Here is a 26,154-nt window from a genome sequence, read left to right as displayed (position 1 = left end):
TCTGCGGCGGTTCTGTGCGCGTCACGTGCGTATCGATGATTGCCGAGTCGAGACACTGACGGCAGCGCGGATCAACGGGTGAGAGCATGCGGCCTTCACGGCGCGAGTTTCTGAAATGGGTGTCGGCAAGCGGCATAGCGCTCAGCCTGTCACGCCTGGGGTCGGCGGAAGCCGCCGGCCTGCCGCCGCGCGCTTCTCTTCCGGGGCAGGGGAATTGGAACCCCGCAAGCGGTGGCGTCGGCCGGATTGACGGCGTTGCCAAGGTCACCGGCGCGAAACTCTACGCATCCGATTTCCGGGCGTCCGATCTACCGGGTTGGCCCGCGAAGACCTCGCACGCAATCCTGGTTCGCGCGCCGGATGCCACCCATGTCTATACCGGAATGGACCTTGCGCGGCTGAGCGGCGCGGCTAAACCCTCGGTCGTCGTGACCGCGGCCGATCTCGACAGGATCGGCACCCGTGTTCCCGAATTCTATACCGGCGACCTGTTCTGTCCGATCGGGAAGACGCCGATCTATATGGGGCAGCCGGTCGCGCTGCTGATCTTCGAGACGTTCGAAGCCTTCGACCAGGCGCGACTGGCGTTGCGCGACGGCACCTTCGTGAAATTCGGCGAGGAGACCGGTCCCGTCACGATCGCGGACTACGGCGCCTACCGTTTTACGCGCGTGGCCGGCGCAACCCCGGACGCGCCCGATGTTTATTCGCCGCTCCTGGCGGGTTGGGTCAGCCCTGGACGCTCCCAGAAATCGCCGCTGCCGGTGTGGTCTCCGGCTGCCAAGGACACGCAAGCTCCCTATGCCAAGGCCGCGGTCTACGGTGAGCAGATCCGCAGCGAACTGGCGGCGAAGAATCCCAACCTGCTGGTGCTGGATCGCGAGTTCGAGACACAGTCGGTCGACCCGATGTTCCTTGAGCCGGAATCCGGGCTCGCCTGGTACAACGGCAAGAGCGGAAGCCTCGAACTTGTGCTTGGCGTGCAGTCTCCGTACGAAGCGGCGGAATCGATCGCGCATCTGCTCGGCAAGGCGAAAGCCCCGTTCAAGCCGGCGCGGATCAACGCCCAGTTCACCTATGTCGGCGGCGGCTTCGGCGGACGCGACCATACGACGTTCGTGCTTTATGTGGCGCTGGCGGCGATGTTTTTCCCCGGCCATCCCGTTCGGCTGGCACATGATCGCCTTCAGCAATTTCAGGGCGGCATCAAGCGCCACGCCTTCAAGATGCGGTCGCGGATCGGGGTCGATCGGTCGACCGGAAAAATCCAGGCCTTTGCGGCAGACCATGTCCTCGACGGTGGTGGGCTCGCCAATTTTTCGGCGAACGTGGCGACGTGCGGCGCGACCGCCGCGATCGGAATCTACGATATCCCGAAGGTCGACGTGACCACCGTTGCGCTGCATTCGCGCGGTGTGACGGCGGGATCGATGCGCGGCTATGGCACGCTGCAGACGATGACGGCGCTGGAAGTGCTGGTCGACGAAGTTGCCGCTGCTCTGCCGCTCGATCCGATCGAATTCCGGCGGCGCAACGCGCTTCGGCCCAATGGCCGCACCATGACCGGCAATCCCTACATCGTCTCGGTCCGCACCACGGACATTCTCGACAAGCTCGAGAAGCATCCGATCTGGCAGCAGCGCGCGCAACGGAAATTGGATGCGCCGAACGGCACTCTCGTCGGCACCGGCGTTGCCTGCGTCACCAAGGATTATGGCACCGGTGGCGATTGCTCGCTGGGCCGGGTCGAACTGTCCCCGGAAGGCAAGGTCGTGATCTATTGCGATCACGTCGAAATGGGTAACGGCATCGGCACGGCGCTTGCGAACCGGGTGGCGATCCATCTTGGCGCGGTCGCCGACGAAGTTTCGGTGGCGCGGGTCGATAGCTATGACGCTCTCGGACTGGTCACATCAGGCGATTCCTACACGATCGACCAGAAGACGCAGGACGCCGCCGAGAAGAACCCGCGCTGGGTTCCAGCGATCAGCTCGGCGACCAGCGCCTCGATCGGCGCGCATGTCGGCACCCATTCGGCCGCTGAGGCGGCGCGCGTCATCTTTCGTTTCGGCCTGTGGCCGGCGGCGCTGGAGCTTTGGCGCATCGCGCCAGGTGATCCGCGCGCGAAGGATTCGAGCAAAGCGCAGTGGAAGGATGGGCAACTCGTCATGCCCGGCCTCGACCCGCTGCCATTTCCGGCGCTGGCTGCGAAAGCCCATGCGCGCAATCTCGTGACCGGTGCGGTGGCGCATAGTTTCTCCCGCTGGGCATGGTCGCGCGCGCGCTTTCCCCTCGGCGGCGAACAATATCGTGCCGAGATCGACGCGCTCGCCGTGCGCAAGGGCAATGGCAAGTTCGCCCGCATCAATCGGGTCAGCGTCAAGTTTCCGCCGACCGACAACAACCGTATCGGCACCGCCTATACTTCGATGTGCGGCACGGTGGTCCGCGTCGAAATCGAGCGGGCGACCGGTGCGCTGCGCATCGCCAAGGCGTACAGCGTTTTCGAATGCGGACAGGCGCTGGTGCCCGAGGTCGTGCTGGGCCAGGCCCAGGGCGGTTTCGCGATGGGTGTCGGCTATGCCCTGTTCGAGACGCTGCCGCTCTACGAAGGTGGGCCCGGCAACGGTCAGTGGAATCTCGGGCAGTACCTTGTCGCGCGCGGATCGGACCTGCCGTTGCATGATCTCGAGATCGAGATGCTGCCGCCACTGACGCCGGACGAACCGCCGAAGGGGATGGCCGAGGTCGTGATGGTTCCAGTCGTGCCGGCAATCCTTAACGCCATTTTCGATGCCACCGGCCGCCGCTTCCAGTCGTTGCCGGTGACGGCAAACCTGCTCAAGGGAGTGCTCGCGTGACCAGATTGAGCATCACCATCAACGGCCAGCCGCACGGCCCGACCGATGTGCGCGACGATCTCTCGATGAACGATTTCCTGCGCGAGTACCTCGGCATGACCGGTACCAAGTTCGGCTGCGGTGCTGCGCAGTGCCTGAGTTGCGCCGTCATCGTCGATAATCCTGACGGTACGAGCTACACCAGCCCGACCTGTGTCACCTCGGCGGTGAGTTTCGACGGCAAGGCGATCCGTACCGTCGAGGGCCATGCGAAGGATGGCGAGCTTTCCGCGCTCCAGAAGGCGTTTATCGCCCACTTTGCGTTCCAGTGCGGCTATTGCACGGCGGGGTTTTTGAACGAGGGCCAGGTTCTGCTGGAACGTTTGGCCAAGACGCCGGTCAACCGCGCCGAACTCGAGCAGACCGTCGCGGATGCGCTCGACGGTCACCTCTGCCGCTGCACTGGCTACGTCAAGTACCACGAGGCGGTGCGCGATGTGATCCTTGCCGATGCCAAGCGCTATCTCGTGGCGAACCAGTGAGCGGAGGCGAGGGGAACGCGACATGAAATCGGAACTGCGGTTTCAGCTTATGTTCTCCGTCGTCGTTGTCGCGACCAGCATGCTCGCGGGCTATGCCGTTTCCGAGACCGCACCGCCGTCGCTTGCGAGCCCCGACAGCTTTGCAGCGATATCGGATACGGATGCGCGCTCGGCCGCGATGTTCACCGAACTTGGCAAGGTGCTGACCCATCCGCGCTGCACCAACTGCCATCCGGCGGGTGATCGTCCGCGGCAGGGCGACGAGAGCCGGCTGCATCAGCCGCCGATTGTCCGCGGTGCCGATGGCCACGGCCTCCCGGCGATGCGTTGCTCGATTTGCCATGGCAATGCCAATTTCGAACCCGGCCACATGCCGGGCCACCCCGAATGGCATCTCGCCCCGCGTGAAATGGCGTGGGAGGGCAAAACGGTCGCCGAAATTTGCGAACAACTCAGGGATCCCGCACGCAACGGCGGCCGCAAGGTCGAGGATCTCATCCATCACATCGGCGAAGATACGCTGGTGGGCTGGGCCTGGGCGCCAGGCGCCGGACGCAGCCCCGCGCCCGGGACGCAAAAGCAGGCCGGCGCGCTGGTCGAAGCCTGGGTGAAAACCGGGGCGGCGTGCCCCGCGAAGTAATACCTGGGCACGGCTGCGACGGCGCAACGGGCGGTGGCTCCCGCAGTCGACCAAAGACTCGCTGTAAGCCATTGGAATAAAAGATAACGTGTGGGGTACCGGACCCATCAAGAACAAGCTTGATAACAAGCAGACGGAAACGCCCATGAAAAATTCGATGTCGCGACGCACCTTGCTCAAGGGCACGGGTGCGGTCCTCGCAAGTGCAGCATTTTCGACCCGCGTGATGGCGGATGCGCCGGCGGCGGAACCGGTGACGCCGGCGCTGATCGAGGCGGCGAGGAAGGAAGGCCAGGTGATCTACTACACCTCGACCGACCTGCCGGTCGCGGAGAAGCTGGCCAAGGCGTTCGAGGCAAAGTATTCAGGCATAGCGGTCCGCGTCGAGCGCACCGGCGCGGAACGCGTGTTCCAGCGCATCGGGCAGGAATATTCCAGCAACATCCACGCCGTCGATGTCGTGAATTCATCCGATGCCGCGCATTTCATCGTCTGGAAGCGCGACGGCATTCTGGCGCCCTATGTGCCGGAGGAGGTCGCAAAATTCTATCCGGCCGATCACCGGGATGCCGACGGCCAGTTCGCCAGCTTCCGCGTCTGGCTCAGCATCATTGCCTACAACACCAATCTGGTGAAGGCGGAGGATGCGCCGAAGAGTTTTGCCGACCTGCTTGATCCCAGGTGGAGGGGCAAGATCGTCAAGGCGCATCCGGGCTACAGCGGCACCATCATGACCGCGACCTACCAGATGCAGCGCGATCTCGGCTGGACGTTCTTCGAGCAGCTCGCCAAGCAGAACATCATGCAGGTGCAGTCGTCGGCCGATCCGCCGAAGAAGCTCGATCTCGGCGAGCGCGCCGTGATGGCCGACGGCAACGAGTACAACATCTTCCAGATGAGGGAGGCAGGCCGTCCGGTCGAGCCGGTCTATGCCTCGGAGGGATCGCCGCTGATCATCGGGCCGAACGGCATCTTCAAGGACGCGCCGCATCCGAACGCGGCAAAACTGTTCCAGTCGTTCAGCCTCGGCCGCGAGGCTCAGCAGATGATCATCGACGTCGGAGGGCTGCGCTCGGTGCATGCGCAGACGACAGAGAAGGCGGGACGCAAACCGCTCAAGGAGATCAGGACGATGAAGGACGATGCTGCGGCGGTGGAGAGAGAAGGCGAATCCATCAAGGCGCGCTACACCAAGATTTTCCGCGTCTGACCGATATGACCTCCGGATTGCTCAGGGTTTCGGTCGCGGAAACGCTGGCCGAAAAAATCGTCGCGTTGAAGCCGGGCACGCTCCCGGCCGCGACCACGCGCAAATGCGAGGATCTCTTGATCGACGTCGTCGGTCTCTGCGTCACCGCGCGCAACGAGGACTACATCAAGAGCGCATTGGCCGGCTGCGACGATGACGGTCCCTGCACGGCGATCGGACATCGGCGGACGCTGAACGCCGCGGGCGCGGCCTTCATCAACGGCACCGCCGCCCATGGCGAAGACTTTGACGACACGTTTGAAGGCGGTCCGGTCCACGCCGGCGCCGTGATCGTGCCAGCGGTGCTGGCGGCCTGCGAGCGGCACAATCCCGACGGGCGCATGGCGCTGATCGGGATCGCGGTCGGCACAGAGGTGCTCTGCCGTCTCAGCCTCGTGGTGCCGAAAGCCGTCCACAAGGCCGGCTTTCATCCGACCGCCGTGTTCGGCGCCATGGGCGCGGCTGCCGGTGTCGGGGCGGCCTTGGGCCTCAATGCGAAGCAAATCGTCGATGCGCTCGGCATCGCCGGCAGCATGGCCGGCGGCATCATCGAATATCTGGCCGAAGGCGCCTGGACCAAGCGGATGCATGCCGGATGGGCGGCTCAGTCCGGCATCCGCGCGGCGCTGCTGGCGCGGGGAGGGTTCGTCGGCCCCCGGACGGTGTTCGAGGGCGTCCACGGCCTGTTCCATGGTTTTGCGCATACCACGAAGGGTGACTACGAGGCGCTGCTAGGTGATTTCGGCAGCCGCTGGGTGACGGACACGCTGGCGTTCAAGCCCTATCCCTGCGGGACGATGGCGCAGCCCTATATCGATTGCGCGCGGCGGCTTCGCGCACGCGGCATCAAGCCCGAAGACGTCACCGAGATCGTCTGCGAAGTCGCCGAGGGCACGGTGCACCGGCTGTGGGAGCCGCTCGCCGACAAGCAGCGTCCGCCCAACGGCTATGCCGCCAAGTTCGCGACGCCTTATCTGCTCGCTACCGGCTTTGTGCATGGCGGCGTCGGGCTCGGCGCGTTTACAGAGTGTGCGATCAGCGATGCGCGCGTACTCGCGCTCGCCGCCAAGGTGAAATTCGTGATCGACCCGGACAATCCCTATCCGACCAACTACACCGGCCATATCCGCGCCACGCTCCGCGACGGCAGCGTGGTGGAAGATCGCCAGCCTCATATGCGTGGTGGCGCGCAGGAGCCGCTGACCCGCCAGGACGTGATCGACAAGTTTGCGCTCAACGCGCAGCATGGCGGCTGGAGCGCGGCGCAGGGCGATGCGGCGTTGAAGCTGATGGCGGGGTTGTATCGGGGGAAGATCGATCTCTCGTCGTTACGCGCATAACCACAACTGTCATGCCCCGCGAAGGCGGGGCATCCAGTAGCCGCAATTCTATCGAGAAGACCACAAGCGCCGGCGTTTACTGGATCGTCCGCCCCAGTGCGCAATCGCGCACAAGGCGGACGATGACAAGCCAAGGGGCAGACATGACCAAAGAACTCGCCGGCAAGGTCGCCATCGTCACGGGCGCAGGCCGCAACATCGGCCGCGCGATCGCGCTGACCTTGGCGGAAGGCGGCGCCTCCATTCTGGTCAACGCCCGCAGCAACCGCGCCGAGGCGGAAGCCGTCGCGCGCGAGATCGAGGCTGCCGGCGGCAAGGCGCTGGTTCATATCGGCGACGTCGCCGATGCCAAATCCGTACAGGCGATGGCGGACGCCGCCGTCAAGCAGTTCGGACGAATCGATATCCTCGTCAACAACGCGGCGCTGCGGCGTGAAAAGCCGTTCGCCGAGATGAGCTATGCCGAGTGGCGCGAGATCATGGACGTTACGCTCGACGGCACCTTCCACTGCGTCAAGGCCTGCCTGCCGGCATTGCGGCAATCTGGCGGAGGCACGATCGTTAATATCGGTGGGCTTAGCGCGCATACGGGCGCGAAAAATCGCGCGCATGTGGTCACGGCCAAGGCGGGTATTATCGGCTTCACCCGGGCGCTGGCCCACGACCTCGCCGATGACGGCATCACGGTGAATTGCGTGGTTCCCGGCCTGATCGGTACCCCGCGCCCCAAGGACAGACCGGAGCCGGCGCACCACCTGACCCACGGGACCATTACCGGCGAGCGGGGCCGGCCGGAAGACGTTGCGGCGGCCGTGCGATTCCTGTGCGGGTCGGGCGCGCGCTACATCAACGGGCAGGCGATCCATGCCAACGGCGGCGCCTATTTAGGCGCGTAATGCATGGTTTTCGATGCCATTTTCGCTGGGTCTTCCCTACGGAGTGCCAAAGATCAAAGAAAATCCAGCGACAATGCAAGCAGGCTGAACTGAACGTGCTGCGGTGTCAGTGGCGGACCGATGTTTCGAGTCAATTGCCGAGGATTAAACTCGCGGAATGAGCGATTATGGAATGGCAGCTTCTGGCGCGAAACCATCAGACAGCGCGGTCATAAAACGGGTATCCACGCGATAACCGACTTCAATAGCTGATCTGTGCAACCGCTCGCAGTTCGTCCGGCGTGGTTGTGCGGAAGCCGAAGAATTCCAGATAAGCGGGAATTTGCTCGAACAGCATGTCGGTGCCGATCTGGATTTCACAGCCGCGCGCCCTGGCCGCCGCCAAAAACGGCGTGATTTCCTGCTTCATGACGACTTCGCCGACGAAGGTCGAGGAGGCAATCCGGTCGACGTCCATCGGCAACGGGTCGCCTTGCTTCATTCCGAGAGGGGTCGCGTTGACGACGACATCGAACCCTGCCGGGTCCTTGGAGCCAACCTCAATCTTCAGCGCCGGATAATATGCGCGCAAACGCTCGGCCAGGCCGTTCATGCTCGCCGGATGGGCATCGAACAGGGCAAGCTCTGATACGCCGGCTTTGGCAAACGACGCCACAATGGCCGAGCCAACGCCGCCGCTTCCCACCACGAGCACGCGCGCACCAGTCAACTCCCGGCCTTTCCGCTGGATTCCGCGAACAAAGCCTTCGCCGTCGAACATGTCACCAACAAGGGTGCCACCCGGGCCGAGGCGGATTGCGTTGCACGCGCCCGCGACCTTCGCAGTGGTCATCACCTGGTCCAGCAACGGAATCGTGGTCACCTTGTGCGGCATGGTGACGAGCGCGCCATGGATGTTGGAAAGTTTGAACACAAGTTTGAGAAACGCGGCATAGTCTTCCGGCTTGCAACCCATCGGAACGACAACGGCGTCGATCTCGTATCGCTCGAAATAGGGGTTGTAGATCATCGGCGCCTTGAAGCTCTCGGTCGGATAGCCGAGATGGGCAATGAGCTTTGTGTGTCCGGTGATCGTCATTTAGGTATTCCTCTTCTTCACGATGGCTGTCCGAAGCGGGGACGGCGATTAATCCGAACTCATTTTGCGGTGGACTTATCGAGCAAATGCGCAAGACGGCGCAGGGCCAGCGTATAGCCCTGGGTTCCAAGCCCGGCGATCACGCTATCAGCGCGAAGCGATACGTAGGAGTGGTGGCGGAATTTCTCGCGCTTGTGGACGTTCGATATGTGGACTTCGAGAACCGCCCCTTCGAAGGTGTTCAACGCGTCGAGAATCGCAACCGACGTATGCGTAAAGGCGGCGGGGTTGATAACCATTCCTGACGCGATCTCTCGCGCTTCGTGGATCCAGTCGATGAGTTCGTATTCGCGGTTCGACTGGTGAAATCGCAGTTCAAGTCCGAGCTCTCCGGCGACCTTGAGGCAATCGGTTTCGACGTCAGCAAGCGTTTCGTGACCGTAAATGTGCGGTTGGCGCTTGCCGAGAAGATTGAGGTTTGGACCATTGAGGACGTAGACGACTCGACTCATGGTTGGCTCCAGATCGGTGTTAGGGGGGCGGAATTCGGCTTAGCCCGCGTCGGTCGCCGTGCGCAGTGGCTAAACGTGCTTCACTCATGTCGATCTCTTGCCCAGCCAGTGATCGAGTTTCAGCCATAGCCGCTTAATGGCGTTGGGACCGGCAACGAGGCTGACATGACCGCCCTTAAGCGCGATCTCTTCCTTGTCGGTCGAACCGACCTTGGTGATCAGATGTTTGGCGGCTTCATAGGGCACGATGTGGTCATGTGCGGCGACGGCATGCAGGATCGGCACCTTGATGCTGGCGATGTCGGCCTTGCGATCGCCGACCGTCATGGTCTCGTTGTAGAGCTTGTTGTCCCACATCAGGTCCTTGGTGATGGAGCGGAAATATTCGCCGGCCAGCGGCAGGATATCGTTGGCCCAGCGATCGAACATCCGATAAGACTTGACGAATTCGTCGTTCCAGATGTTTTCCCATAATTGCACCTGGCCGGTGACGCGAGAAGCGGGCCGCAGCATATCGAAGGACGAAAGTATCATTTCCGGCGGCATGTTTCCGACGGAGTCGACGAGGCGGTCGACGTCGAAGTAGCGCCGATCCGAAAAGTTCGAGAACAGCGTCATGCCGCGAAAATCGACCGGCGTGGTGAAGCAGACCAGATTCTTCATCGGCCCATCGTAGAAGATCGAGCCGTACAGCAGCGACAGCACGCCGCCGAAGCAGTAGCCGATCACCGTGACGTCCTTTTCGCCGGAATCCTGCTGCACCCGGCGGATGCAATCCGGAATGAAATCGAGGACGTAGTTCTCCATCCGCAACGATTTTTCCTCCGGCTTCGGAGCAGTCCAGTCCAGCATGTAGACGTCATAGCCGCGCTTCAGCAGGAACTCGATCAAGCTTTGCCCGGGCACCATGTCGAGGATGTAACCACGATTGGTGGTCGCCATCACGATCAAGATCGGCACGCGGTAGATCTCGGCCGCCATCGGACGGTAGTGATAGAGATTCATGGTGCCGCGAACGGCCAAAATATCCTTTGGCGTCGAGCCAAGCGCGGGCCCGGAAGATGCAAAATATTCGACGCCCTTGGTGCTGCGCTGGATCGCCCGCTGCACCTCCGACTGAATCCGCTCCGGCATCGCTGACAGGTCGAGGCCCGCCGGCGCGCTCAAGTTGGTTCTCCTTCCAACCGCGGTGCATCGACAGGGCCCGAGACGTCGAGCAATTCGATCCGGATGGTCCGCAACACCTGCGGCAGTGTAGCCATGGCAAGGGACAGCGACCATCCGGACGAGATGAAATGGGATTGAATGCCGGGCGGCATTTCGAGCGGTTGGGACGCATTGAGCACCACGATGTCGGACACCCGATCCCTGTGGGTTTCGCCGATTGCAGATCCGCGCTGAAATCCGGAAGCGGGTATTACCAGAACGGCCTTCCGGCCGATCCTTTGGGTGATGGCGTGTACCAAATCCGTAACCAATCGATCGCTGGCATTCGCGGACAGGCCGATCGTCAACGGGCGGTAGCCGAGCGCCTTGAGCCAGTTCGAGAGCGCCTGGAAGGGCAGGTGGCTGCTCATATCCGGGATGAGGAGAATTGGCTTTCCATCACCGAACTGGGCCTTGCCGCCGAAATAGATCGATTGCCGGGCGATCGCCATCGTATCGAACCCGACACCTGCCAGCATCCACGGCCAACTTGCAAAAAGCTCGGCCGCGGGGGTGAAAAAATTAACGAAATCGGCCAACCCGCTAGGCCCATGCTGCGAAACAGGCAAAGCCAGCTCGTCGCGTCGCCCTTCGGAAACACCCGTCAGGAATTTGTTGATGAACCCGACACACTCATCGGTGGCCTCCCACATCATCCGATGGCCGCAGCCGGGGATCACGATCAAGCTGGCGCCTGGAATGAGACTGGCGATGAATTTGGAGTTCTGCGGAGACACCAGTTCGTCGAGATCTCCGGTCAATACCAGGGTCGGGGCCTGGATGTTGGGCAGCGCCTTGGAGCAATCGAATTCCGCAAAGGCCTGATATTGCAGATCGGCTGCGTGCAAGGGGGTCGGGGCCGCGATCTCGCGTCGCATCTGATTTTCGGCCAGTTCCCGATGGTTCTCGAGATATCCCTGCGAATAGGTGACGGTCCAGATGCGCCGAGCGATCTGTTCCGGCTCCAATCCGTCGAGCTCCCGCATCACCCGGACAACGGAGGGGGATGCATAGACGGCACGCGGACCGCCGCACATCGTCGCACAAAGCGCCAGTGCCAAAACCCGGGAAGGGAATTGCCGAACGAATTCCTGCGCGACCGCTCCTCCCATCGAATATCCGAGGACGTTGGCTTGGGCGATCTCCAGATGGTCCAAAAGGCCGGCCACATCCCTGGCCATGTTCGAAATGTCATAGCCGAACGTGGGTTTGTCGCTATTGCCTGTCCCCCGATTGTCAAAGACGACCAAAGTAAACCGCTCCGCCAAGGACTCGATGAAGTCGAGCGGCCAGGCAAGCGAACTGAGACGATAACCCATAATGAGAACGAGAGGCGGCCCGGAGCCACGGACGCCATACGAGATCCTGATACCGTTGACATCGGCATACTGCATGGTCATGGCGGGTCCAGCCTGCGGGCGGCGTTCCTTCGCGATGTCGAAGCCAGCGCTCACAATGCGCCTGCCTGATCACGGAGCACGAATTTCTGTATCTTTCCGGTCGACGTCTTCGGCAGCGGGCCGTAGACAAAGGCCTTCGGTACCTTGAAACGCGCTAGACGCGCCTGGCAAAAGGCAATGAGCTCTTTGTCATCTGGCTTGGTCGCGCCAGGCTTGAGTTCGAGGAACGCGCAAGGCGTCTCGCCCCATTTCGGGTCGGGACGGGCGACGACGGCCGCTAGCATCACCGCTGGGTGCTGAGTAAGTACCTCCTCGACCTCAAGGCTCGAAATGTTTTCACCGCCGGAGATGATGATATCCTTGGAGCGATCCTTGATCTCGATTGCGCCGTCAGGATGCCAGACGGCGAGATCGCCGGAGAGGCACCAGTCGCCGACCAGGGTTTTCGCCGTTGCAGCTTCGTTTTTGAGGTAGCCCTTCATCACAGTGTTGCTGCGGACCATGATTTCGCCGACGGTCGCACCGTCCCGGGGGACCGGAACCATCGTCTCGGGATCAGCGACCGTGACGGCCTCGACCATGGGATAGGCGACACCTTGCCGCGCCATCCTTGCAAAACGCTCGTCATCGGGCAGCGCGTTCCACTCCGGCTGGAAGACGCAGGAAGTTGCCGGCCCGTAGGTTTCGGTGGCTCCATAAAGATGAGTAACCCGGAATCCGAGCGCTTCCATCGAGCGGAAGACGGAAGAGGGCGGCGCGGCGCCGCCAGTCGCGACGGTTACCGTGTGCTGGAACGGTACGCGTTGGTCGGCGGGCGCGTGTGCGAGCATATTCAGCACGATCGGCGCGCCGCACAGATGCGTGACCTGGTGTTCTGCGATCAGCCGGAAGATCTGCGCGGGCTCAACCTTGCGAAGACAGATCTGCGTCCCGCCGGCGGCCACAACGGCCCACGGATAAGACCAACCTGAACAATGGAACATCGGCAGCGTCCAAAGGTAAACACTGTCGAAGGTCAATCCGAAACTGAAGCCGTTACCGAGTGCCGAAAGATAGGCGCCGCGATGACTATAGACGACGCCCTTGGGGTCACCGGTGGTCCCTGAAGTGTACAGCAGGCACAGCGACTGCCATTCATCCGTGATGCCGGGCCAGTCAAAATTCGGGTCGCCGGCGGCGAGGAGCGCTTCGTAGGCATGGGTACCCAGCGGTGCGACCGATCCATCTGGGGACGGGATATCGATGACGACCATCTCCCGATCGACCAGTTCCAAGGCCTGCCGTACCAACGGCGCGTATTCCGCATCGACGATCAAAACGTCGGCACTGCCATGCATCAGCGAGAAGGCGATATTCGCGGCATCGAGCCGGGTATTGAGTGGATTGAGAACGGCACCGAGCATCGGTACGGCAAAATGCGCTTCGATCATCTCCGAAATATTCGATGCGATGATCGCGACCGTATCGAGCCGCTTGACGTCCAGCTTCGCCAGTCCGGATGCGAGCCTGGTACAGCGATCAAGCAGTTGCGAATACGTATAGCGCCGCTCGCCATCGATCACTGCCAGCTTTCCGCCGAAGGCGCTCGCTGCACGGGTCAGGAAGCTGACCGGCGACAGCGGAACGTAATTGGCCGGATGCCGATCCAGATTGAGTTCGAAAGGATGTGTGTCGTTTGCGTTCATTGGATCATCATCCTTCTTCACTGAAGCGGGTAAATTCAAAGGGTCGAAACAACGTGGCCGCCGTCGGCGACGATCACGCTTCCGGTCATGTATGAACCGGCGCCGGAGGCGAGCAACAGAAGCGGCCCCTCAAGCTCCCGCAATTCGCCGAGCCGGCGCTGGGGGATCCGCTTGATCAGCGCCTGGCCTGCGGCTTCCTGAAAAAAATCGTCGTTGAGTTCGGTTTCGAAGTAACCGGGCGCGAGGGCATTGACGCGAATCCCGTAGCGCGCCCATTCCAGCGCCAGCGCCTTGGTCATCTGCACGACACCGGCCTTGGAAACGGCATATGGCGCCACCGAACTTGCGACCCGCAGGCCGAGGATCGATGCCACGTTGACGATTGAACCCTTGACCTTATGCGCCACCATGCGTCGCCCGACGGCTTGTGCGACCAGCCAGACGCCCTTGAGATTTGTAACGATGACCTTGTCCCAGTCGGCCTCGTCCTGCTGCAGGGCAGGTCGTGTGGCAGTCACGCCGGCGTTGTTGATGACAATGTCAACCGGACCGAAGTGCGCCTCGGCGGCATCCAGTGCGGTCTCGATGCTCGCCACAACGGTGACGTCCATCACGACGCTCTGTGCCTGGCCCTTGGCATTGCCGATATCGTCGACAGTCTTTGCCAGCGCTTCCGCACGGCGCGCGCCCACAGTCACGCGCGCGCCTCGCGCCGCAAGACAGGTCGCAAAGAATCGTCCCAGGCCGCTCGAGCCACCCGTGACCAGCACATGCGCCCCTTCGATCCCAAATAGGTCGCTCATCGCAAATCTCCTGAGGCAGAAGGCCGGGGCATTACTTGATCTTGTTCCAGACAAGAATGGAGCGGCCCATCGTGCCATCCAGGTAGCTCTTGTAAGGCGCGGTCGTAATCGTCAGCGTATCCCCCTCGAGTACGAAGTGCCGGATCTGGTCAGTGCCGGTCCACGCCTGGTTCCAAGACGTGTCGATGTGGTGAACCACGACGTTCTCGCCCAGCGAGAAAGTTCCGGCGTAGGCGACCATCGTGCCGAGCAGTTCCACCCCCTCTTCGTCCGTAGGCACGACGTCTCGGGGTACGACGCGATCGTCGCGGGTGAAGATGGCATACATCCTCCCGTCCGCTGCATAGCCGATATAACCGACCGGCGCCTCGCCGAATTGATTGTGCCGTTGTCCGTCCGACAATCGTTCGCGGACATAGCTGCACAGCCGCCACGTTCCGATCACCGGGCAATCGGTGGGGGGCTTGCCGGGCCTGACCGATGCCAAGATTTCATTATCCGTTGCCACGTCGTGCTCCCTCTGTTTCAGTTGTTTGCAAGCATGTCTCGAAGTCATCAGACGTCGAAGAACACCGTTTCCCGTTGGCCCTGAAGATGAATGTCGAAGGTGTAAACCACCACGCCGTCCCGTTCCGATCGCGGCGCGATCAACGTCTTGCGACGCTCGGGCTGCTCGATGATGTTCAGGACGGGATCGTCGGTATTGGCGGCTTCCTCGTCGCCGAAATACATCCGCGTGGCGAGGCCGATATTGATGCCGCGGGAGGCCAGCCAAAAATTGACGTGAGGCGCCATCGCCTTGCGGCCCTTGCGGCCGACGACGCTGCCGGGTTTGATGGTGCGGATCGTGTAAAGCCCGGTAGTGAAGTCGGTCCCGGTCCGGGCCCAGCCGCGGAAGCCGTGATCGAGGGCTTTATTCTGCGTATCCGCCGGATGGTTGTAACGCCCGGCCGCGTTCGCCTGCCAGGTCTCGATCAGGACGTCCTTTGCCACATGACCGGCGCCATCGAAGATCCGGCCTTCGATGATGATGCGTTGACCCGCGACATCGGGAGTAGCGATATCGCCGCTGAAGTTGTTCGCGAAAATCTCAAAGCCAGCCTGCTCGGGCATGAGGCCGATATGCACATACGGACCGGCGGTCTGTGACGGCGTCTCCGGCAGATAGGAAGGAATGAATGGAGTCGGTGTCATGTCAGCTTCCCTGAAGCTTGTTTTCGAACAAGGTTTGTCGGCGTCCCCGCAACACGATGTCGAAGCGGTAGGCGAGGCACTCCAGCGGGCGCGATGCATTGAGGTCTAGTCGTGCCGTCAAACGATCTGCCGCCGATTTGTCGGGGACGGTCGCGATGATCGAATCGTGCGGAATGAGCGGATCGCCCTCGAAATACATCTGGGTAATCAGCCGCTGTGCGAATCCGGTTCCGAATACTGAGAAATGGATGTGGGCCGGTCGCCAGCTGTTGATGCGATTTCGGAACGGGTATGCGCCGGGCTTGATGGTGCGGAAGAAGTAATAGCCACGTTCATCGGTCAGCATCCGGCCGCAGCCACCAAAGTTCGGGTCGATCGGCGCGATATAGGTGTCGTTGCGGTGGCGGTAGCGTCCGCCGGCATTGGCTTGCCACACTTCGACGAGCGTGTTGGATACTGGCTGGCCATTGCCGTCGAGGACATAGCCGTGGACGATCGTCTGCTCGCCGATCGCTTCGCCTTGCTTGGCATAATTCAAGACAAGATCGTTATCGAGCGGACCGAGTTCTGCAGGCGAGAATATCGGGCCGGTCACCTCGGACAGCGAGTTTTGCAGGGACCAAAGCGGGATGCGTGGTGAGCGCAGCACGCTCGTCTTGTAAACCGGCGTGTGCGCCGGAGGATGAATATCGCGATCGCGTTGATGAAACTCGGCTTGGGATGTCATGCTACCGTAACCTCCTATGTCTGGTCAGATCGGGAGCCTTGCCGCCTTCGTTACGCTTTTCGAGGGCGGCAGCTTCGCATTTGGGCAAGACGCATCGCGCAACGAGATCGACATTGCGGCTCTTCGGGTCGCAGTCCGCCATCAAGTGGACGCGACGGCTGCCCCGGTTGCGGCTTGAGCCCGCAGTTTTTCGTAGTCGCCCTTCGGCATCGGAACGGCGTCGGGATTTCCGAGGTCGCTGATGTTGATCCGGTAGGTTTCCCGGGCCGTCACGGCCGCCAGCGCAGCGATCACGGTGATGCCGAAAGCGATTGCCCCGACGGTGAGCGGAATGTTGGCCGAGCCGGGAGGTGCCACGGTGGCAAACAGTGCGGGAAGCAGGGCTGTGATCGTCGTCCCGATATTCTGAGAGATTGCCATGGCCGAGACCCGGGTTCGCGTCGGGAACAGTTCCGGGTAGAAGCTCGGGAAGACGGCGTTGTAGCCCTGGTAGACAACCCCCCACATCAGCAGCGACATGAAGATCGCCAGCGGAACGTTATGGATGCTGATCGCGTAGAGATAGCCGAACGCCAGCAATCCGGAGGACAGGGCGCCGATAATGATCGGCGGTTTGCGGCCGACTTTGTCCGACAGGTTGCCGACGAACGGGATGACGAACACCGCCAGCATGTTACCGAGAACGGGGATCCACAGGTAGACGTCTTTTTCGAAGCCTATTCCGTATGCCGGTTGGACCGCATAGGCCGCTCCGAAGATGGTGGCGACAACAGGGATGACGTTCATCAACGCCATGCAGACGACACGGATCATGTCTTTCCAGCTCAGTTTGAAAGCCTGGACGATCGGCGCTTTCGGAACATTGCCCTGTTCGTCTTCCTTGGCAAAAGCAGGCGTCTCGTCGACTTCACGGCGGATAATGTAGCCGGCGACGATGACGAAGAAGCTGAGCAGGAAGGGTATCCGCCAGCCCCAGCTATTGAACGCCTCGGTCGGCATGTAGGCTGCCAGTGGCAGGAAGACCGCCGCGGCCAGAATCTGCCCGGCCTGGACGCCTTGCAGCGCAAAGCTCGCATAAAATCCGCGCCGGCCGAATGGGGCATGTTCCAAGATCATTGAACTGGCCCCGGAAATTTCCCCGGCAACAGCGAAGCCCTGGATCAGGCGCAAGATGACGAGAAGCACCGGCGCCAGCACGCCGACCTGTTGGTATGTCGGGAGGAGGCCGACGGCCATCGTCGAGATGCCCATCAGGAACATGCAGACGATCAATACGGTTTTTCGACCATGGGTGTCGCCCCAGTGCCCGAGAACGAACGCCCCGATCGGCCGGGCAACGTAGCCGACGCCGTATGTCGCCAGCGAAGCGACGATGGCGACGGTCGGATTATTCGAGGGGAAGAATATCTGCGGAAAGACCAGCGCTGCCGCCGTCGCATAAATGAAGAAGTCATAGTATTCGAGCGCTGATCCGATCCAGCCGCTGGCAGCGGCCTTTTTAGATTGACTCGCATGATGTTCGGTTTCAGCTAGTGAACTCGCCATGTTGGTTCCTCCCAATGTGTTTGCTGACAGTCCCTTTGCGGGCTTCTTTGAAAATTACAGGCAGCTAAGCGGGTCTTTTCGTCGCGTGCCCCACTTCAAATATCGGCGGCCGGACGTTTCACGATCGACCGGAGATTGCGTGTCGTTCGAAAGCAGCATCAGGATAGTTCATCGAGGATGTAACACAATTACCCTTTTATTCGCGAAACAGAACATTATGTTAATTTGCGAATTGGGCGGCAACGATCCGATGTTGCTCCTTCGGCGTTCGGCCGGCAGCTGCTCGCGTCCGAAAAACTAAGTCGCTGCGTTGCTGACGCAGCGACTATTTCTCAAGGACGGTTGAGGAGTGGTCGACCGCGGAGTGTCGACGAAGTCCGCAAACGTCGGAATGAGTGGACTGCGTTCGTCGTCGACGCAGGGTCCAAACCGAGTGCGGACGGCCCAATCCTTGGATGGTTCGGCCCGCGTTTCAAAGACTGCGCGTATCATTTGCCGATGGAGGCTTGTGGTCAATATCAATTGCAGGCAATTTTTGTGTTGGACGGATCAACTGACGGTCCAGCGTTTGGCGCGGAATGCGGGCCGGCGCGATTGATGCGGTGCCAGAGAAGTTTTGGAGTCTTGGGCAAATGATGACGCTGCGCCAGGTTGAAGTTATCCGGGCGGTGATGGTGACAGGCACCATTGGCGGCGCGGCCAAGCTTCTTAATGTTTCGGCACCAGGTATCAGCCGGCTGGTGAAATACACCGAAAAATCTCTCGGCATTCGTTTTTTTCAACGCCAGAACGGACGTTATTTTCCGACGCCTGAAGCGCAGAATATTTTCGAGCAGATCAACGGCGTCTACAAGAAAGTCGATGATCTCACCGAGATTATCTCCAAGATCGGGCAGGGTGCCTTGTCCGAGCTGCGCATCGGTTCGGTGCCGAGCATTTCCCAGGTGATGGTGCCTCGCGCAATCGAGCGCGTCCGACGCCGTTACCCCGACCTGCGAATTGACATCAACGTCCTCAAGATCGAAGAGGCCATCGATTTCTTGTTGCTTGGCCGGGGTGATTGCGTTGCGATGAGCTATCGCCTCGATCATTCCGGTCTCGATTTCCTGCCGCTTGCGTCGGGGGAATTGTTCTGCATCGTCCCGGTCGGTCACCCGCTCGCGGGCCGCAAGCAGATTTCCGCGGCGGAAATCGTCTGCTATCCGCTGATCGGCATTGACCCGACCGATCCCTACGGGCGCATCATGGCCGAGATCTTTGCGCGCAAGAAACTTAATTACGACGTTACCATCCGTGCGCGGTTTGGCGCGACCGTGTGTGCGTTGGTAAAGGCGGGACTCGGTATCGCCGTCATGGACCAATTCACTGTCGCGCATGACGGCTTTCCGGGTCTCGAACTGATCCCAATCATCGAACCGACCAAATTCGAAACCTACATCGCGGTAAAACGCGGCACGCCCCAGTCGCTTTACATCGAACATTTCATCCATTGTTTGCGGCTGGAGATGCAGGCCGGCGGCCTCGCTCGAGGTGGGTCTCCGAAGTCTGGCCTGCGCGGCTCCAGGAAATAACAAGCTGTTATCTTTTCCGAACATCCGGGTAATTGTGTTAGATCATTGTTGGTCTATATTGGTCGCCGCGCAGGCATCCGATGCGCTTACCGGGCAAAACGACTTGGCGTCACCGTCCGCCGCGGGACGCTGCCGCTGGAGCAACTCGCATGGCCAAATTTTCCATCGCCACCGTAGCGCTGAGCGGCTCGCTCGACGAAAAGCTGCGCGCCATCGCCGGTGCCGGCTTCGACACGGTCGAGATTTTCGAGAATGACCTGCTGACGTTCAATGGAAGCCCGCGCGACGTTGGCAAGCTCTGCCGGGATCTCGGTCTTTCCATCTGCGCGTTTCAACCGTTTCGCGATTTCGAGGGCATGCCCGAGCCGCAGCGCACGCGCAACTTTGCCCGCGCGCAGCACAAGTTCGACCTGATGCAGGAACTGCAAACGGATTTGCTGCTGATCTGCAGCAATGTTTCGCCGGCCTCGGTCGGAGGAATTGATCGCGCGGCAGCGGATTTCCACGCCTTAGGTGAACTCGCGGCTTCGCATGGCCTGCGCGTCGGTTTCGAGGCGCTGGCCTGGGGACGCCACGTCAACGACTACCGCGATGCATGGGAGATCGTGCGGCGCGCTAATCACAAATCAATTGGTATCATTCTCGACAGTTTTCACGCGCTGGCGCCGGCATTTCCCGTCAGCGCCATCCAATCGATTCCGGCGGACAAGATATTCCTTGTGCAGCTTGCAGACGCACCAAAGCTGGGTCTTGACGTGCTGTCCTGGAGCCGGCACTTCCGCTGTTTCCCGGGCCAGGGTGATCTGCCGGTGGGTGCCTTCATGGAAGCGGTGGCGGCGACAGGTTACACCGGTCCGCTCTCTTTGGAGATATTCAACGACCAGTTCCGGTCCGGCTCGGCGGTCCGCACTGCAACGGACGGTCTGCGTTCGCTGATCTTGCTGGAAGATCATGTGACGCAGAGCTCCATCAATGCGCCATCGCCGCGACTGCAGCCAAAAGCTCGGAGCCGCGGCGTCGGTTTCGTCGAATTTGCTGTCGATGAATCCAATGCCAAGAATTTATCGGTTTTGTTTGGCCAGCTTGGGTTCCGCAAGACCGGCTCCCACCGTACCAAGAATGTTGAACGCTGGTCGCAAGGCGATATCGAACTGGTGATCAATTGTGAGCCGGACGGCTTTGCCCATTCGCACTACATCACACATGGTCCGGGTGTCTGCGCCATCGCGATTGATATCGACGACGCTGGCAAGACTATGAAACGCGCAGAAGCGCTAAATGCGCATACCTTCTATCAGCCGGTCGGGCCCGGTGAGCTCGAAATTCCGGCCATACGTGGTGTCGGCGGCAGTCTCCTGTATTTTCTCGAGACCGCAGGGAAGAATTGGGACACCGACTTTGTCACGCTGCCAAGTGATGTTGTGACCGACCATCTTGACGCCGTCGATCATATCTCGCAGTCGATGCCTTACGACGAGATGTTGTCCTGGCTGTTGTTCTACACCGGCATACTTGACCTGCAACGCTTGCCGCAAATGGAGATCGCCGATCCACTCGGGCTGGTTCAGTCCCAGGCGCTGATCAGCGGCAATCAGGGCTTACGCATGATCCTGAACGGGTCATCGGCTACGCGAACGCTTTCGGCGCGTTTCATCAACGAATTCTTCGGGTCTGGCGTTCAACACATTGCCTTTTCATGCACGGATATTTTTGCGGCCGTCTCCGACATGCGCGCGCGCGGCGCGGACTTCCTCAAGATTCCGGATAATTACTACGACGATATCGAAGCAAAATACGATCTCGATGCGGCCACAATGACAGCGCTTCGCGACAATCAGATTTTGTACGACCGTGAAGGCGAGGGTGAGTTCTTCCAGGTCTATACCCACACGTTCGATGAGCGGTTTTTCTTTGAGATCGTGCAGCGCCGAAACTACGAGGGTTTTGGCGCCGCCAACGCTGCCGTTCGCCTCGCTGCCCAAACGCGAGAGTCGCGGCCGCTAACCATTCCGCGCGCGTGACGTAACCCGCGTGACGTTTGCGAACAAAATCCACGTTTCTTAAAATATGAATTCGCTTGTGGCACCGAGCGGACTTGTGACCTGGGTTTGGCGAGAGACTTCCAGCGGATTGTTTTTCCAGCCACGACGTATTCTTCGAAACGTCCGCCAAACTCACGCGCGAGAACCACGGTCGGCGCTCTGATTGGGGAGACACCGCAGAACATCCACGTACAGCGTTCCGCCCCAAATCACTGCGATTACTGTGGATTTCGAACGATGGCGAAAAGGGGGAACGGGGTAATGGCGGAAAGTACATCTGCCTCGACCTTCGGAGCGGATGACCGCTTCTGGCGGATACTGTTGAAAAAGTCGAAAATCGAACGACCCTCAAAATCTCGCAAAAGCTGATTTTCGGACAACTCCGCCGTCGGGATGGGCCGTAGCGCCGATACCAAGGGTGGTGGTCATTTTTCTGAGATGCGACGAGGTCCCTCACATCGTCGTGCACGAAACGCATCAGCGGCTCTAGAAAATTTCGGCTGCTGCCCACAAAAGACGTTTTCAACAGTATCGGCGCAAAGCAGTCATTGGCGCCGATGATGATGTCGGGTAATGCCAAATCCGGACTCGTATACTGCCGGGACGAGGGGGCAACTCGCTACAGACGACGCTTAGCCGCCTCGCTGGCGCTGCCACGCGAGTCGGCGTGGAGGTTCATTGCGGCGGATCAAGAAGCGTCTTCAGGGGAAGGACGTTTTTCACGATTGGGGATTTCAGCACAATGTAGCTAAAATACTTCTCTATCCCGATGTTACGCTCGAGCAGGTTTTCCATCCGCTCTTGATAATGGTTGACACTGCGGCTGACAAAGCGAAGCAGATAGTCGTATCCGCCACTGACGAGGTGACATTCCATTAGTTCCTCGACGTTACGCAGATTAGCCTCGAATCTTACGAAATCCTCCTTGCGATGGTCGACCAAAGTGATTTCGGTGAAGACCATTATGTTTTCGGTGAGCTTGGCGAGATTGATCTGAGCGCCGTACCCCGTTATGTATCCGGCCGATTCCAGGCGCTTGACGCGCTGCAGGCACGGGCTCGCCGAAAGGCCGACCGCATCCGCCAGATTGGCATTCGTCATCCTCCCGTCCTTCTGCAATTGGACGAGAATGTTCAAATCGATCCGATCAAGCTTCGGGCCGTTCAATTAGCGAACTCCATCATCCGGTCGGATCCATTAACGCCGGGCCGGTGACCAGCATCGAGCCGACGGCGTCACAAGTCCACAGGGCTCAAGCGGCGGGCGCGCCGCGGCGGTGGGGCCGTACCGGATAGGACGGCCCTCAAAGGGTTTCATTATAGGACACGCCGCTCGTCCGGGCGAAGGCCGAACACTTAAGTGTCCGGCGTTCGGGTTTCGATCCCGTTAGGCGACGGCCTGTACGCCTTCAGCAGACAACGCCGCGTCCGTGATTGCGAGCGCCTTGTCGAGGTCCTCGTCCGAGACGACCAGCGGCGCCAGGAAGCGGATAACGTTGCGGTGGACGCCGCACTTGATGACCAGTAGTCCGCGCTCCCGGGCGTGGTCGATCACGCGCTGGGCACAGTTGGGGTCGGGCATTTTGGACTTGCGGTCGGTAACCAGTTCGATCGCTTGCATGAATCCCAATCCGTGCACGTCTCCGATAAGCGCGTGCTTTTGTGCCAGTTTGCGAAGGCCCGCTTCGAGTCTCTTGCCGAGGTGTTCGGCGCGACCGAGCAGCCCGTCGTGTTGGAAGGCGTCCAGAACCGCGAGCGCGGCGGCGCAACCGATAGCGTTGCCGCCATAGGTACCGCCGAGGCCGCCGGGCAGCGGAGCGTCCATGATCTCAGCCCGCCCGACCACCCCGGACAGCGGAAACCCGCCCGCGAGACTTTTGGCCACGGTCACCAGATCAGGCTGGATCCCGGCGTGCTCGAAGGCGAAGAGCTTTCCGGTCCGTCCGAATCCCGTCTGGATCTCATCTGCGATGAGCACGATGCCATGCCGCTTGGTAATGTCGCGCAGCGCCCTGAGGAACTGGGGCGGGGCGGGGAGGAATCCACCGTCGCCCTGCACTGGCTCGATGATGATCGCGGCGACGCGTTCCGGAGCGATGTCGGTCGCGAAGACTTCCTCCAGCGCTTCAAGTGCGCGCTCTGTCGTCATGCCCCGATAAGCATCGGGAAACGCCGTATGATAGATCTCGGAGGCGAACGGGCCGAAGTTCTGCTTGTAAGGCTGGCTCATGCCGGTGAGGCTGACGCCAAGCATCGTTCGACCGTGGAAGCCTCCTCTGAACGCTATCACGGCGGAGCGGTTGGTGTAGGCACGGGCGATCTTGATCGCGTTCTCTACGGCCTCGGCTCCCGAGGTCAGGAAGATGCTCTTGTGGGCTTCGCCCTTGCCCACCAAGGCATTTAGCTTTTCGGCGAGTGCCAGATACGGTTGGTAGGCCGCGACCTGGAACGCCATGTGGGTCACGTCTTTGAGCTGCTTCTGCACGGCGGCCACGACCCGAGGATGGTTGTGACCGACGTTGAGAACGCCAATGCCGGCGACGAAGTCCAGATATTGCTTGCCCTCTACGTCCCAGACGAATGCGCCATCGGCGCGGGCGATTGTGATCGGGTGCGCTGTGAGGACGCCTCGCGCAATGTTGGCGTTGCGCAGTGCGGCGAGCTCGGCGGCGGTGCTGTGAGGGGCTGACATGGCTGGATCCCTTGATGATGTATCGGCCTCGCCAGCGGCGCCGGCCTTACTAGGATCCTATCCCCGTCCCCTCGTTCAAGTTGCTGAAGACGACGGCGGAACAGCATGCTCTATCGTCCTCCAAGCGCCAAACCGCAGGCGATGCCGATCGCGTTGGGAGAAGGAGAGCGCCAGCGCGCCGCTCCTGGGCTAGAAGATCGGCTCTCCGATCCCGACCCCGCTGCGGGGGCTGAGAACAATTACTTTTCCGGCGGCATCTTTTGCGCCGAGAATCAGCAGTTCGGACGTGAACCCCGCGATGTTCTTGGGAGCGAGATTGCAGACGCAGACGACCAGGGAGCCGACTAATGCCTCCGGTTCGTAGTTCGTGATTTGGGCGGTCGACCACATGATCCGATCGGCCCCGACGTCGACACCGACCTTGTAGGACGGGTTGCGCGCCCGGGGAAAAGGTTGGACTTCGACGACCTTGCCTATCCTGATGTCGAGACGGGCGAAGTCGTCGTAGGTAGCCAGGGATTTCAGCTGAGTCATGTCGAGGACCTCGGTCGATAACGGGCATGTTCTTCCGTGTCATTAGAACACTTGGGCGCAGCAGGACATTCCGTAAGATTGGCGGAGACGGCATTTTCATCGCCTCGAGCGGCATTCATTCGGCAGAGCCTGCCGGGCGAAGATGCGATGCTGAAGGCCTCATCTTCGGAGGCCTCCATGTCACTAAGCGAGCGTTTGAAAGATCCGCGCCTCTTCCGTCAGCAGGCATTCGTCGCTGGCGCATGGGTCGATGCTGACGACGGCGCCACCATCGCCGTTACAGATCCGGCGACCGGTGCCGAGATCGGGATCGTACCGGCGCTTGGTGCCGAAGAGACCAGACGCGCCGTCAAGGCGGCCGAGGAAGCTTGGCCGGCCTGGCGCTCCCTTCCGAGCAGCGAACGAGGTCGTCTGCTCGAGGAGTGGTGCCGGTTGATACTCGAAAACATCGACGATCTCTCCCTGATTATGACAATGGAGCAGGGCAAGCCGATCGCGGAATCAGTCGGGGAGATTCGCTATGGCGCGGGCTTCATCAAGTGGTTCGCGGAAGAGGCGCGCCGACTCTATGGCGATACCATCCCGGCGCCGACCGCGGACCGCCGTATCCTCGTTCTGAAGGAGCCCGTTGGGGTTTCTGCTGCGATAACTCCGTGGAATTTTCCGAACGCGATGATCACTCGGAAGGCAGGTCCGGCTCTCGCCGCAGGCTGCCCCATCATCGCCAAGCCCTCCGAACTTACCCCGTTCTCCGCCCTGGCGTTGGCTGTACTCGCCGAGCGGGCTGGTATTCCGAAGGGAGTGGTCTCGGTCGTGACCGGAATGCCGCAGGCGATCGGGGCGGAGCTCACGTCAAATCCCTCTGTCCGCAAGCTCTCGTTCACCGGATCCACTCGCGTCGGACAACTTCTGATGCAGCAGTCGGCCAGCACGATCAAGCGTGTGAGCTTCGAACTGGGAGGCAACGCTCCCTTCATCGTATTCGACGATGCCGACGTCGAGCTTGCCGTGGCTGGGTTGATGGTGAGCAAGTTTCGCAATGGTGGTCAAACCTGCGTCTGCGCAAACCGGGTGCTCGTGCAGGACGGAATCTACGAGAAGTTCGCCGACCGACTGCTGGCGGAGATTTCGAAGCTCGTGGTGGGCAGCGGGCTGCGCGAGGGCGTCACGATTGGCCCGCTAATCAACCGGGCCGCCGTAGACAAGGTGCGTCGTCACATCGATGATGCCCTGGCCAACGGAGCCGCGATAATGCTCGGCGGAAAGACTGGATCGAAAGATCAGTTCGTCGAGCCCACCGTGCTGTCGAACGCTACCGCGAGCATGCAGTTGGCAAACGAAGAAACCTTCGGTCCGGTTGCTCCCCTGTTCCGGTTCAAGCACGAGGAAGAGGCGATCCAGATCGCCAACGCGACACCCTACGGGCTGGCATCGTATTTCTACACGTCCAACCTCAACCGCTCTTGGCGCGTAGCGGAAAGACTTGAGTTCGGCATGGTCGGTCTGAACACTGGCTCGGTCTCGCTTGAGGTGGCGCCCTTCGGCGGCATCAAGCAGTCCGGGATCGGACGTGAAGGATCCAAGTTCGGCATCGAGGAATATTTGGAGATCAAGGCCTTTCACATCGGAGGACTGACCGCACGTTGAGGCATAATAATT

Annotated in this window: 22 protein-coding genes; 9 read left to right on the top strand and 13 right to left on the bottom strand. The window is 60.8% G+C overall.

Features of this window, described 5'->3' with window-relative positions:
- The first annotated feature begins 86 nt into the window (after nt 1-86).
- From BLS26_RS08210 to BLS26_RS08185, 6 genes are all read left to right on the top strand, one after another.
- Nucleotides 87-2,861 (top strand): xanthine dehydrogenase family protein molybdopterin-binding subunit, encoded by a 2,775-nt coding sequence (locus BLS26_RS08210; RefSeq protein ID WP_092510023.1) that lies wholly within the window; start codon nt 87-89, stop codon nt 2,859-2,861.
- Nucleotides 2,858-3,382: a (2Fe-2S)-binding protein gene (locus BLS26_RS08205; protein ID WP_092510021.1), complete on the top strand. Its 525-nt coding sequence runs from the start codon at nt 2,858-2,860 to the stop codon at nt 3,380-3,382. The genes BLS26_RS08210 and BLS26_RS08205 overlap by 4 nt, the downstream gene beginning before the upstream one ends.
- A gap of 22 nt (nt 3,383-3,404) precedes the next feature.
- Nucleotides 3,405-4,022 carry an Isoquinoline 1-oxidoreductase subunit gene (locus tag BLS26_RS08200; RefSeq protein WP_092510019.1) on the top strand — a complete coding sequence of 206 codons (618 nt, stop codon included), beginning with the start codon at nt 3,405-3,407 and terminating at the stop codon, nt 4,020-4,022.
- A 145-nt stretch (nt 4,023-4,167) separates the two neighbouring features.
- Complete coding sequence (locus BLS26_RS08195) at nt 4,168-5,232, top strand: ABC transporter substrate-binding protein (protein ID WP_172804568.1); 1,065 nt, start codon at nt 4,168-4,170, stop codon at nt 5,230-5,232.
- A 5-nt stretch (nt 5,233-5,237) separates the two neighbouring features.
- On the top strand, nt 5,238-6,611 hold the full coding sequence (locus BLS26_RS08190; RefSeq protein WP_092510017.1) for an MmgE/PrpD family protein: 1,374 nt from the start codon (nt 5,238-5,240) through the stop codon (nt 6,609-6,611).
- 143 nt (nt 6,612-6,754) lie between these two features.
- A complete protein-coding gene (locus BLS26_RS08185) occupies nt 6,755-7,507 on the top strand; it encodes a 3-oxoacyl-ACP reductase family protein (protein WP_092510015.1) in 753 nt (250 codons plus the stop codon).
- 241 nt (nt 7,508-7,748) lie between these two features.
- On the opposite strand, the gene BLS26_RS08180 is transcribed toward BLS26_RS08185, so the two are convergent.
- From BLS26_RS08180 to BLS26_RS08135, 10 genes are all read right to left on the bottom strand, one after another.
- Nucleotides 7,749-8,585 carry a shikimate dehydrogenase gene (locus tag BLS26_RS08180; protein WP_092510013.1) on the bottom strand — a complete coding sequence of 279 codons (837 nt, stop codon included), beginning with the start codon at nt 8,583-8,585 and terminating at the stop codon, nt 7,749-7,751.
- A 59-nt stretch (nt 8,586-8,644) separates the two neighbouring features.
- Entirely contained in the window at nt 8,645-9,097 is a 453-nt protein-coding gene (gene aroQ / locus BLS26_RS08175; RefSeq protein WP_092510011.1) for a type II 3-dehydroquinate dehydratase, read from the bottom strand.
- An 84-nt stretch (nt 9,098-9,181) separates the two neighbouring features.
- The gene (locus BLS26_RS08170) at nt 9,182-10,264 is read right to left on the bottom strand and encodes an alpha/beta fold hydrolase (RefSeq protein WP_092510009.1); all 1,083 of its coding nucleotides are present in this window, start codon (nt 10,262-10,264) and stop codon (nt 9,182-9,184) included.
- On the bottom strand, nt 10,261-11,703 hold the full coding sequence (locus tag BLS26_RS08165) for an alpha/beta fold hydrolase (RefSeq protein ID WP_157676379.1): 1,443 nt from the start codon (nt 11,701-11,703) through the stop codon (nt 10,261-10,263). Before BLS26_RS08165 ends, BLS26_RS08170 begins: the two co-directional genes overlap by 4 nt.
- A 50-nt stretch (nt 11,704-11,753) precedes the next feature.
- Complete coding sequence (locus BLS26_RS08160) at nt 11,754-13,388, bottom strand: AMP-binding protein (RefSeq protein ID WP_092510006.1); 1,635 nt, start codon at nt 13,386-13,388, stop codon at nt 11,754-11,756.
- A gap of 35 nt (nt 13,389-13,423) precedes the next feature.
- Nucleotides 13,424-14,191, bottom strand: coding sequence for an SDR family NAD(P)-dependent oxidoreductase (locus BLS26_RS08155; protein WP_092510004.1), 768 nt, complete (start codon nt 14,189-14,191; stop codon nt 13,424-13,426).
- Nucleotides 14,192-14,222: 31 nt separating this feature from the next.
- Entirely contained in the window at nt 14,223-14,699 is a 477-nt protein-coding gene (locus BLS26_RS08150; protein WP_157676378.1) for a lipocalin-like domain-containing protein, read from the bottom strand.
- A gap of 47 nt (nt 14,700-14,746) precedes the next feature.
- Nucleotides 14,747-15,385 carry a protocatechuate 3,4-dioxygenase subunit alpha gene (gene pcaG / locus BLS26_RS08145; protein ID WP_092510001.1) on the bottom strand — a complete coding sequence of 213 codons (639 nt, stop codon included), beginning with the start codon at nt 15,383-15,385 and terminating at the stop codon, nt 14,747-14,749.
- Nucleotide 15,386: 1 nt separating this feature from the next.
- A complete protein-coding gene (gene pcaH, locus BLS26_RS08140; protein WP_092509999.1) occupies nt 15,387-16,112 on the bottom strand; it encodes a protocatechuate 3,4-dioxygenase subunit beta in 726 nt (241 codons plus the stop codon).
- Between the two features lie 141 nt (nt 16,113-16,253).
- On the bottom strand, nt 16,254-17,657 hold the full coding sequence (locus BLS26_RS08135; RefSeq protein ID WP_092509997.1) for an MFS transporter: 1,404 nt from the start codon (nt 17,655-17,657) through the stop codon (nt 16,254-16,256).
- A gap of 632 nt (nt 17,658-18,289) precedes the next feature.
- Between BLS26_RS08135 and BLS26_RS08130 the strand changes: the two genes are divergently transcribed.
- Together BLS26_RS08130 and BLS26_RS08125 are read left to right on the top strand one after the other, a co-directional pair.
- Nucleotides 18,290-19,228 (top strand): LysR family transcriptional regulator, encoded by a 939-nt coding sequence (locus BLS26_RS08130; protein ID WP_092509995.1) that lies wholly within the window; start codon nt 18,290-18,292, stop codon nt 19,226-19,228.
- A 149-nt stretch (nt 19,229-19,377) separates the two neighbouring features.
- Nucleotides 19,378-21,249: a bifunctional sugar phosphate isomerase/epimerase/4-hydroxyphenylpyruvate dioxygenase family protein gene (locus BLS26_RS08125; protein ID WP_092509993.1), complete on the top strand. Its 1,872-nt coding sequence runs from the start codon at nt 19,378-19,380 to the stop codon at nt 21,247-21,249.
- Between the two features lie 696 nt (nt 21,250-21,945).
- On the opposite strand, the gene BLS26_RS08120 is transcribed toward BLS26_RS08125, so the two are convergent.
- The 3 genes from BLS26_RS08120 to BLS26_RS08110 all read right to left on the bottom strand — a co-directional run bounded on the left by BLS26_RS08120 (nt 21,946) and on the right by BLS26_RS08110 (nt 24,495).
- Entirely contained in the window at nt 21,946-22,371 is a 426-nt protein-coding gene (locus BLS26_RS08120) for an Lrp/AsnC family transcriptional regulator (protein WP_244541973.1), read from the bottom strand.
- Nucleotides 22,372-22,656: 285 nt separating this feature from the next.
- Entirely contained in the window at nt 22,657-23,961 is a 1,305-nt protein-coding gene (gene gabT, locus BLS26_RS08115) for a 4-aminobutyrate--2-oxoglutarate transaminase (RefSeq protein WP_092509989.1), read from the bottom strand.
- Between the two features lie 189 nt (nt 23,962-24,150).
- Entirely contained in the window at nt 24,151-24,495 is a 345-nt protein-coding gene (locus BLS26_RS08110; protein ID WP_092509987.1) for a tRNA-binding protein, read from the bottom strand.
- A gap of 177 nt (nt 24,496-24,672) precedes the next feature.
- Between BLS26_RS08110 and BLS26_RS08105 the strand changes: the two genes are divergently transcribed.
- Nucleotides 24,673-26,142: an NAD-dependent succinate-semialdehyde dehydrogenase gene (locus BLS26_RS08105; RefSeq protein WP_092517797.1), complete on the top strand. Its 1,470-nt coding sequence runs from the start codon at nt 24,673-24,675 to the stop codon at nt 26,140-26,142.
- Nucleotides 26,143-26,154: the final 12 nt, after the last annotated feature.

Source organism: Afipia sp. GAS231 (genome assembly GCF_900103365.1).
In the GTDB taxonomy this organism is placed as follows: Bacteria; Pseudomonadota; Alphaproteobacteria; order Rhizobiales; family Xanthobacteraceae; genus Bradyrhizobium.
This window is presented reverse-complemented; position numbering and strand designations above follow the sequence as displayed.

Coding starts and splice junctions, on each gene's coding strand:
- BLS26_RS08120 (WP_244541973.1), bottom strand. CDS start 22,371: ATGACGAATGCCAATCTGGCGGATGCGGTCGGCCTTTCGGCGAGCCCG.
- gabT (WP_092509989.1), bottom strand. CDS start 23,961: ATGTCAGCCCCTCACAGCACCGCCGCCGAGCTCGCCGCACTGCGCAAC.
- pcaH (WP_092509999.1), bottom strand. CDS start 16,112: ATGACATCCCAAGCCGAGTTTCATCAACGCGATCGCGATATTCATCCT.
- pcaG (WP_092510001.1), bottom strand. CDS start 15,385: ATGACACCGACTCCATTCATTCCTTCCTATCTGCCGGAGACGCCGTCA.
- BLS26_RS08125 (WP_092509993.1), top strand. CDS start 19,378: ATGGCCAAATTTTCCATCGCCACCGTAGCGCTGAGCGGCTCGCTCGAC.
- BLS26_RS08165 (WP_157676379.1), bottom strand. CDS start 11,703: ATGACCATGCAGTATGCCGATGTCAACGGTATCAGGATCTCGTATGGC.
- BLS26_RS08190 (WP_092510017.1), top strand. CDS start 5,238: ATGACCTCCGGATTGCTCAGGGTTTCGGTCGCGGAAACGCTGGCCGAA.
- BLS26_RS08180 (WP_092510013.1), bottom strand. CDS start 8,585: ATGACGATCACCGGACACACAAAGCTCATTGCCCATCTCGGCTATCCG.
- BLS26_RS08130 (WP_092509995.1), top strand. CDS start 18,290: ATGATGACGCTGCGCCAGGTTGAAGTTATCCGGGCGGTGATGGTGACA.
- BLS26_RS08185 (WP_092510015.1), top strand. CDS start 6,755: ATGACCAAAGAACTCGCCGGCAAGGTCGCCATCGTCACGGGCGCAGGC.
- BLS26_RS08200 (WP_092510019.1), top strand. CDS start 3,405: ATGAAATCGGAACTGCGGTTTCAGCTTATGTTCTCCGTCGTCGTTGTC.
- BLS26_RS08105 (WP_092517797.1), top strand. CDS start 24,673: ATGTCACTAAGCGAGCGTTTGAAAGATCCGCGCCTCTTCCGTCAGCAG.
- aroQ (WP_092510011.1), bottom strand. CDS start 9,097: ATGAGTCGAGTCGTCTACGTCCTCAATGGTCCAAACCTCAATCTTCTC.
- BLS26_RS08155 (WP_092510004.1), bottom strand. CDS start 14,191: ATGAGCGACCTATTTGGGATCGAAGGGGCGCATGTGCTGGTCACGGGT.
- BLS26_RS08135 (WP_092509997.1), bottom strand. CDS start 17,657: ATGGCGAGTTCACTAGCTGAAACCGAACATCATGCGAGTCAATCTAAA.
- BLS26_RS08195 (WP_172804568.1), top strand. CDS start 4,168: ATGAAAAATTCGATGTCGCGACGCACCTTGCTCAAGGGCACGGGTGCG.
- BLS26_RS08210 (WP_092510023.1), top strand. CDS start 87: ATGCGGCCTTCACGGCGCGAGTTTCTGAAATGGGTGTCGGCAAGCGGC.
- BLS26_RS08110 (WP_092509987.1), bottom strand. CDS start 24,495: ATGACTCAGCTGAAATCCCTGGCTACCTACGACGACTTCGCCCGTCTC.
- BLS26_RS08160 (WP_092510006.1), bottom strand. CDS start 13,388: ATGAACGCAAACGACACACATCCTTTCGAACTCAATCTGGATCGGCAT.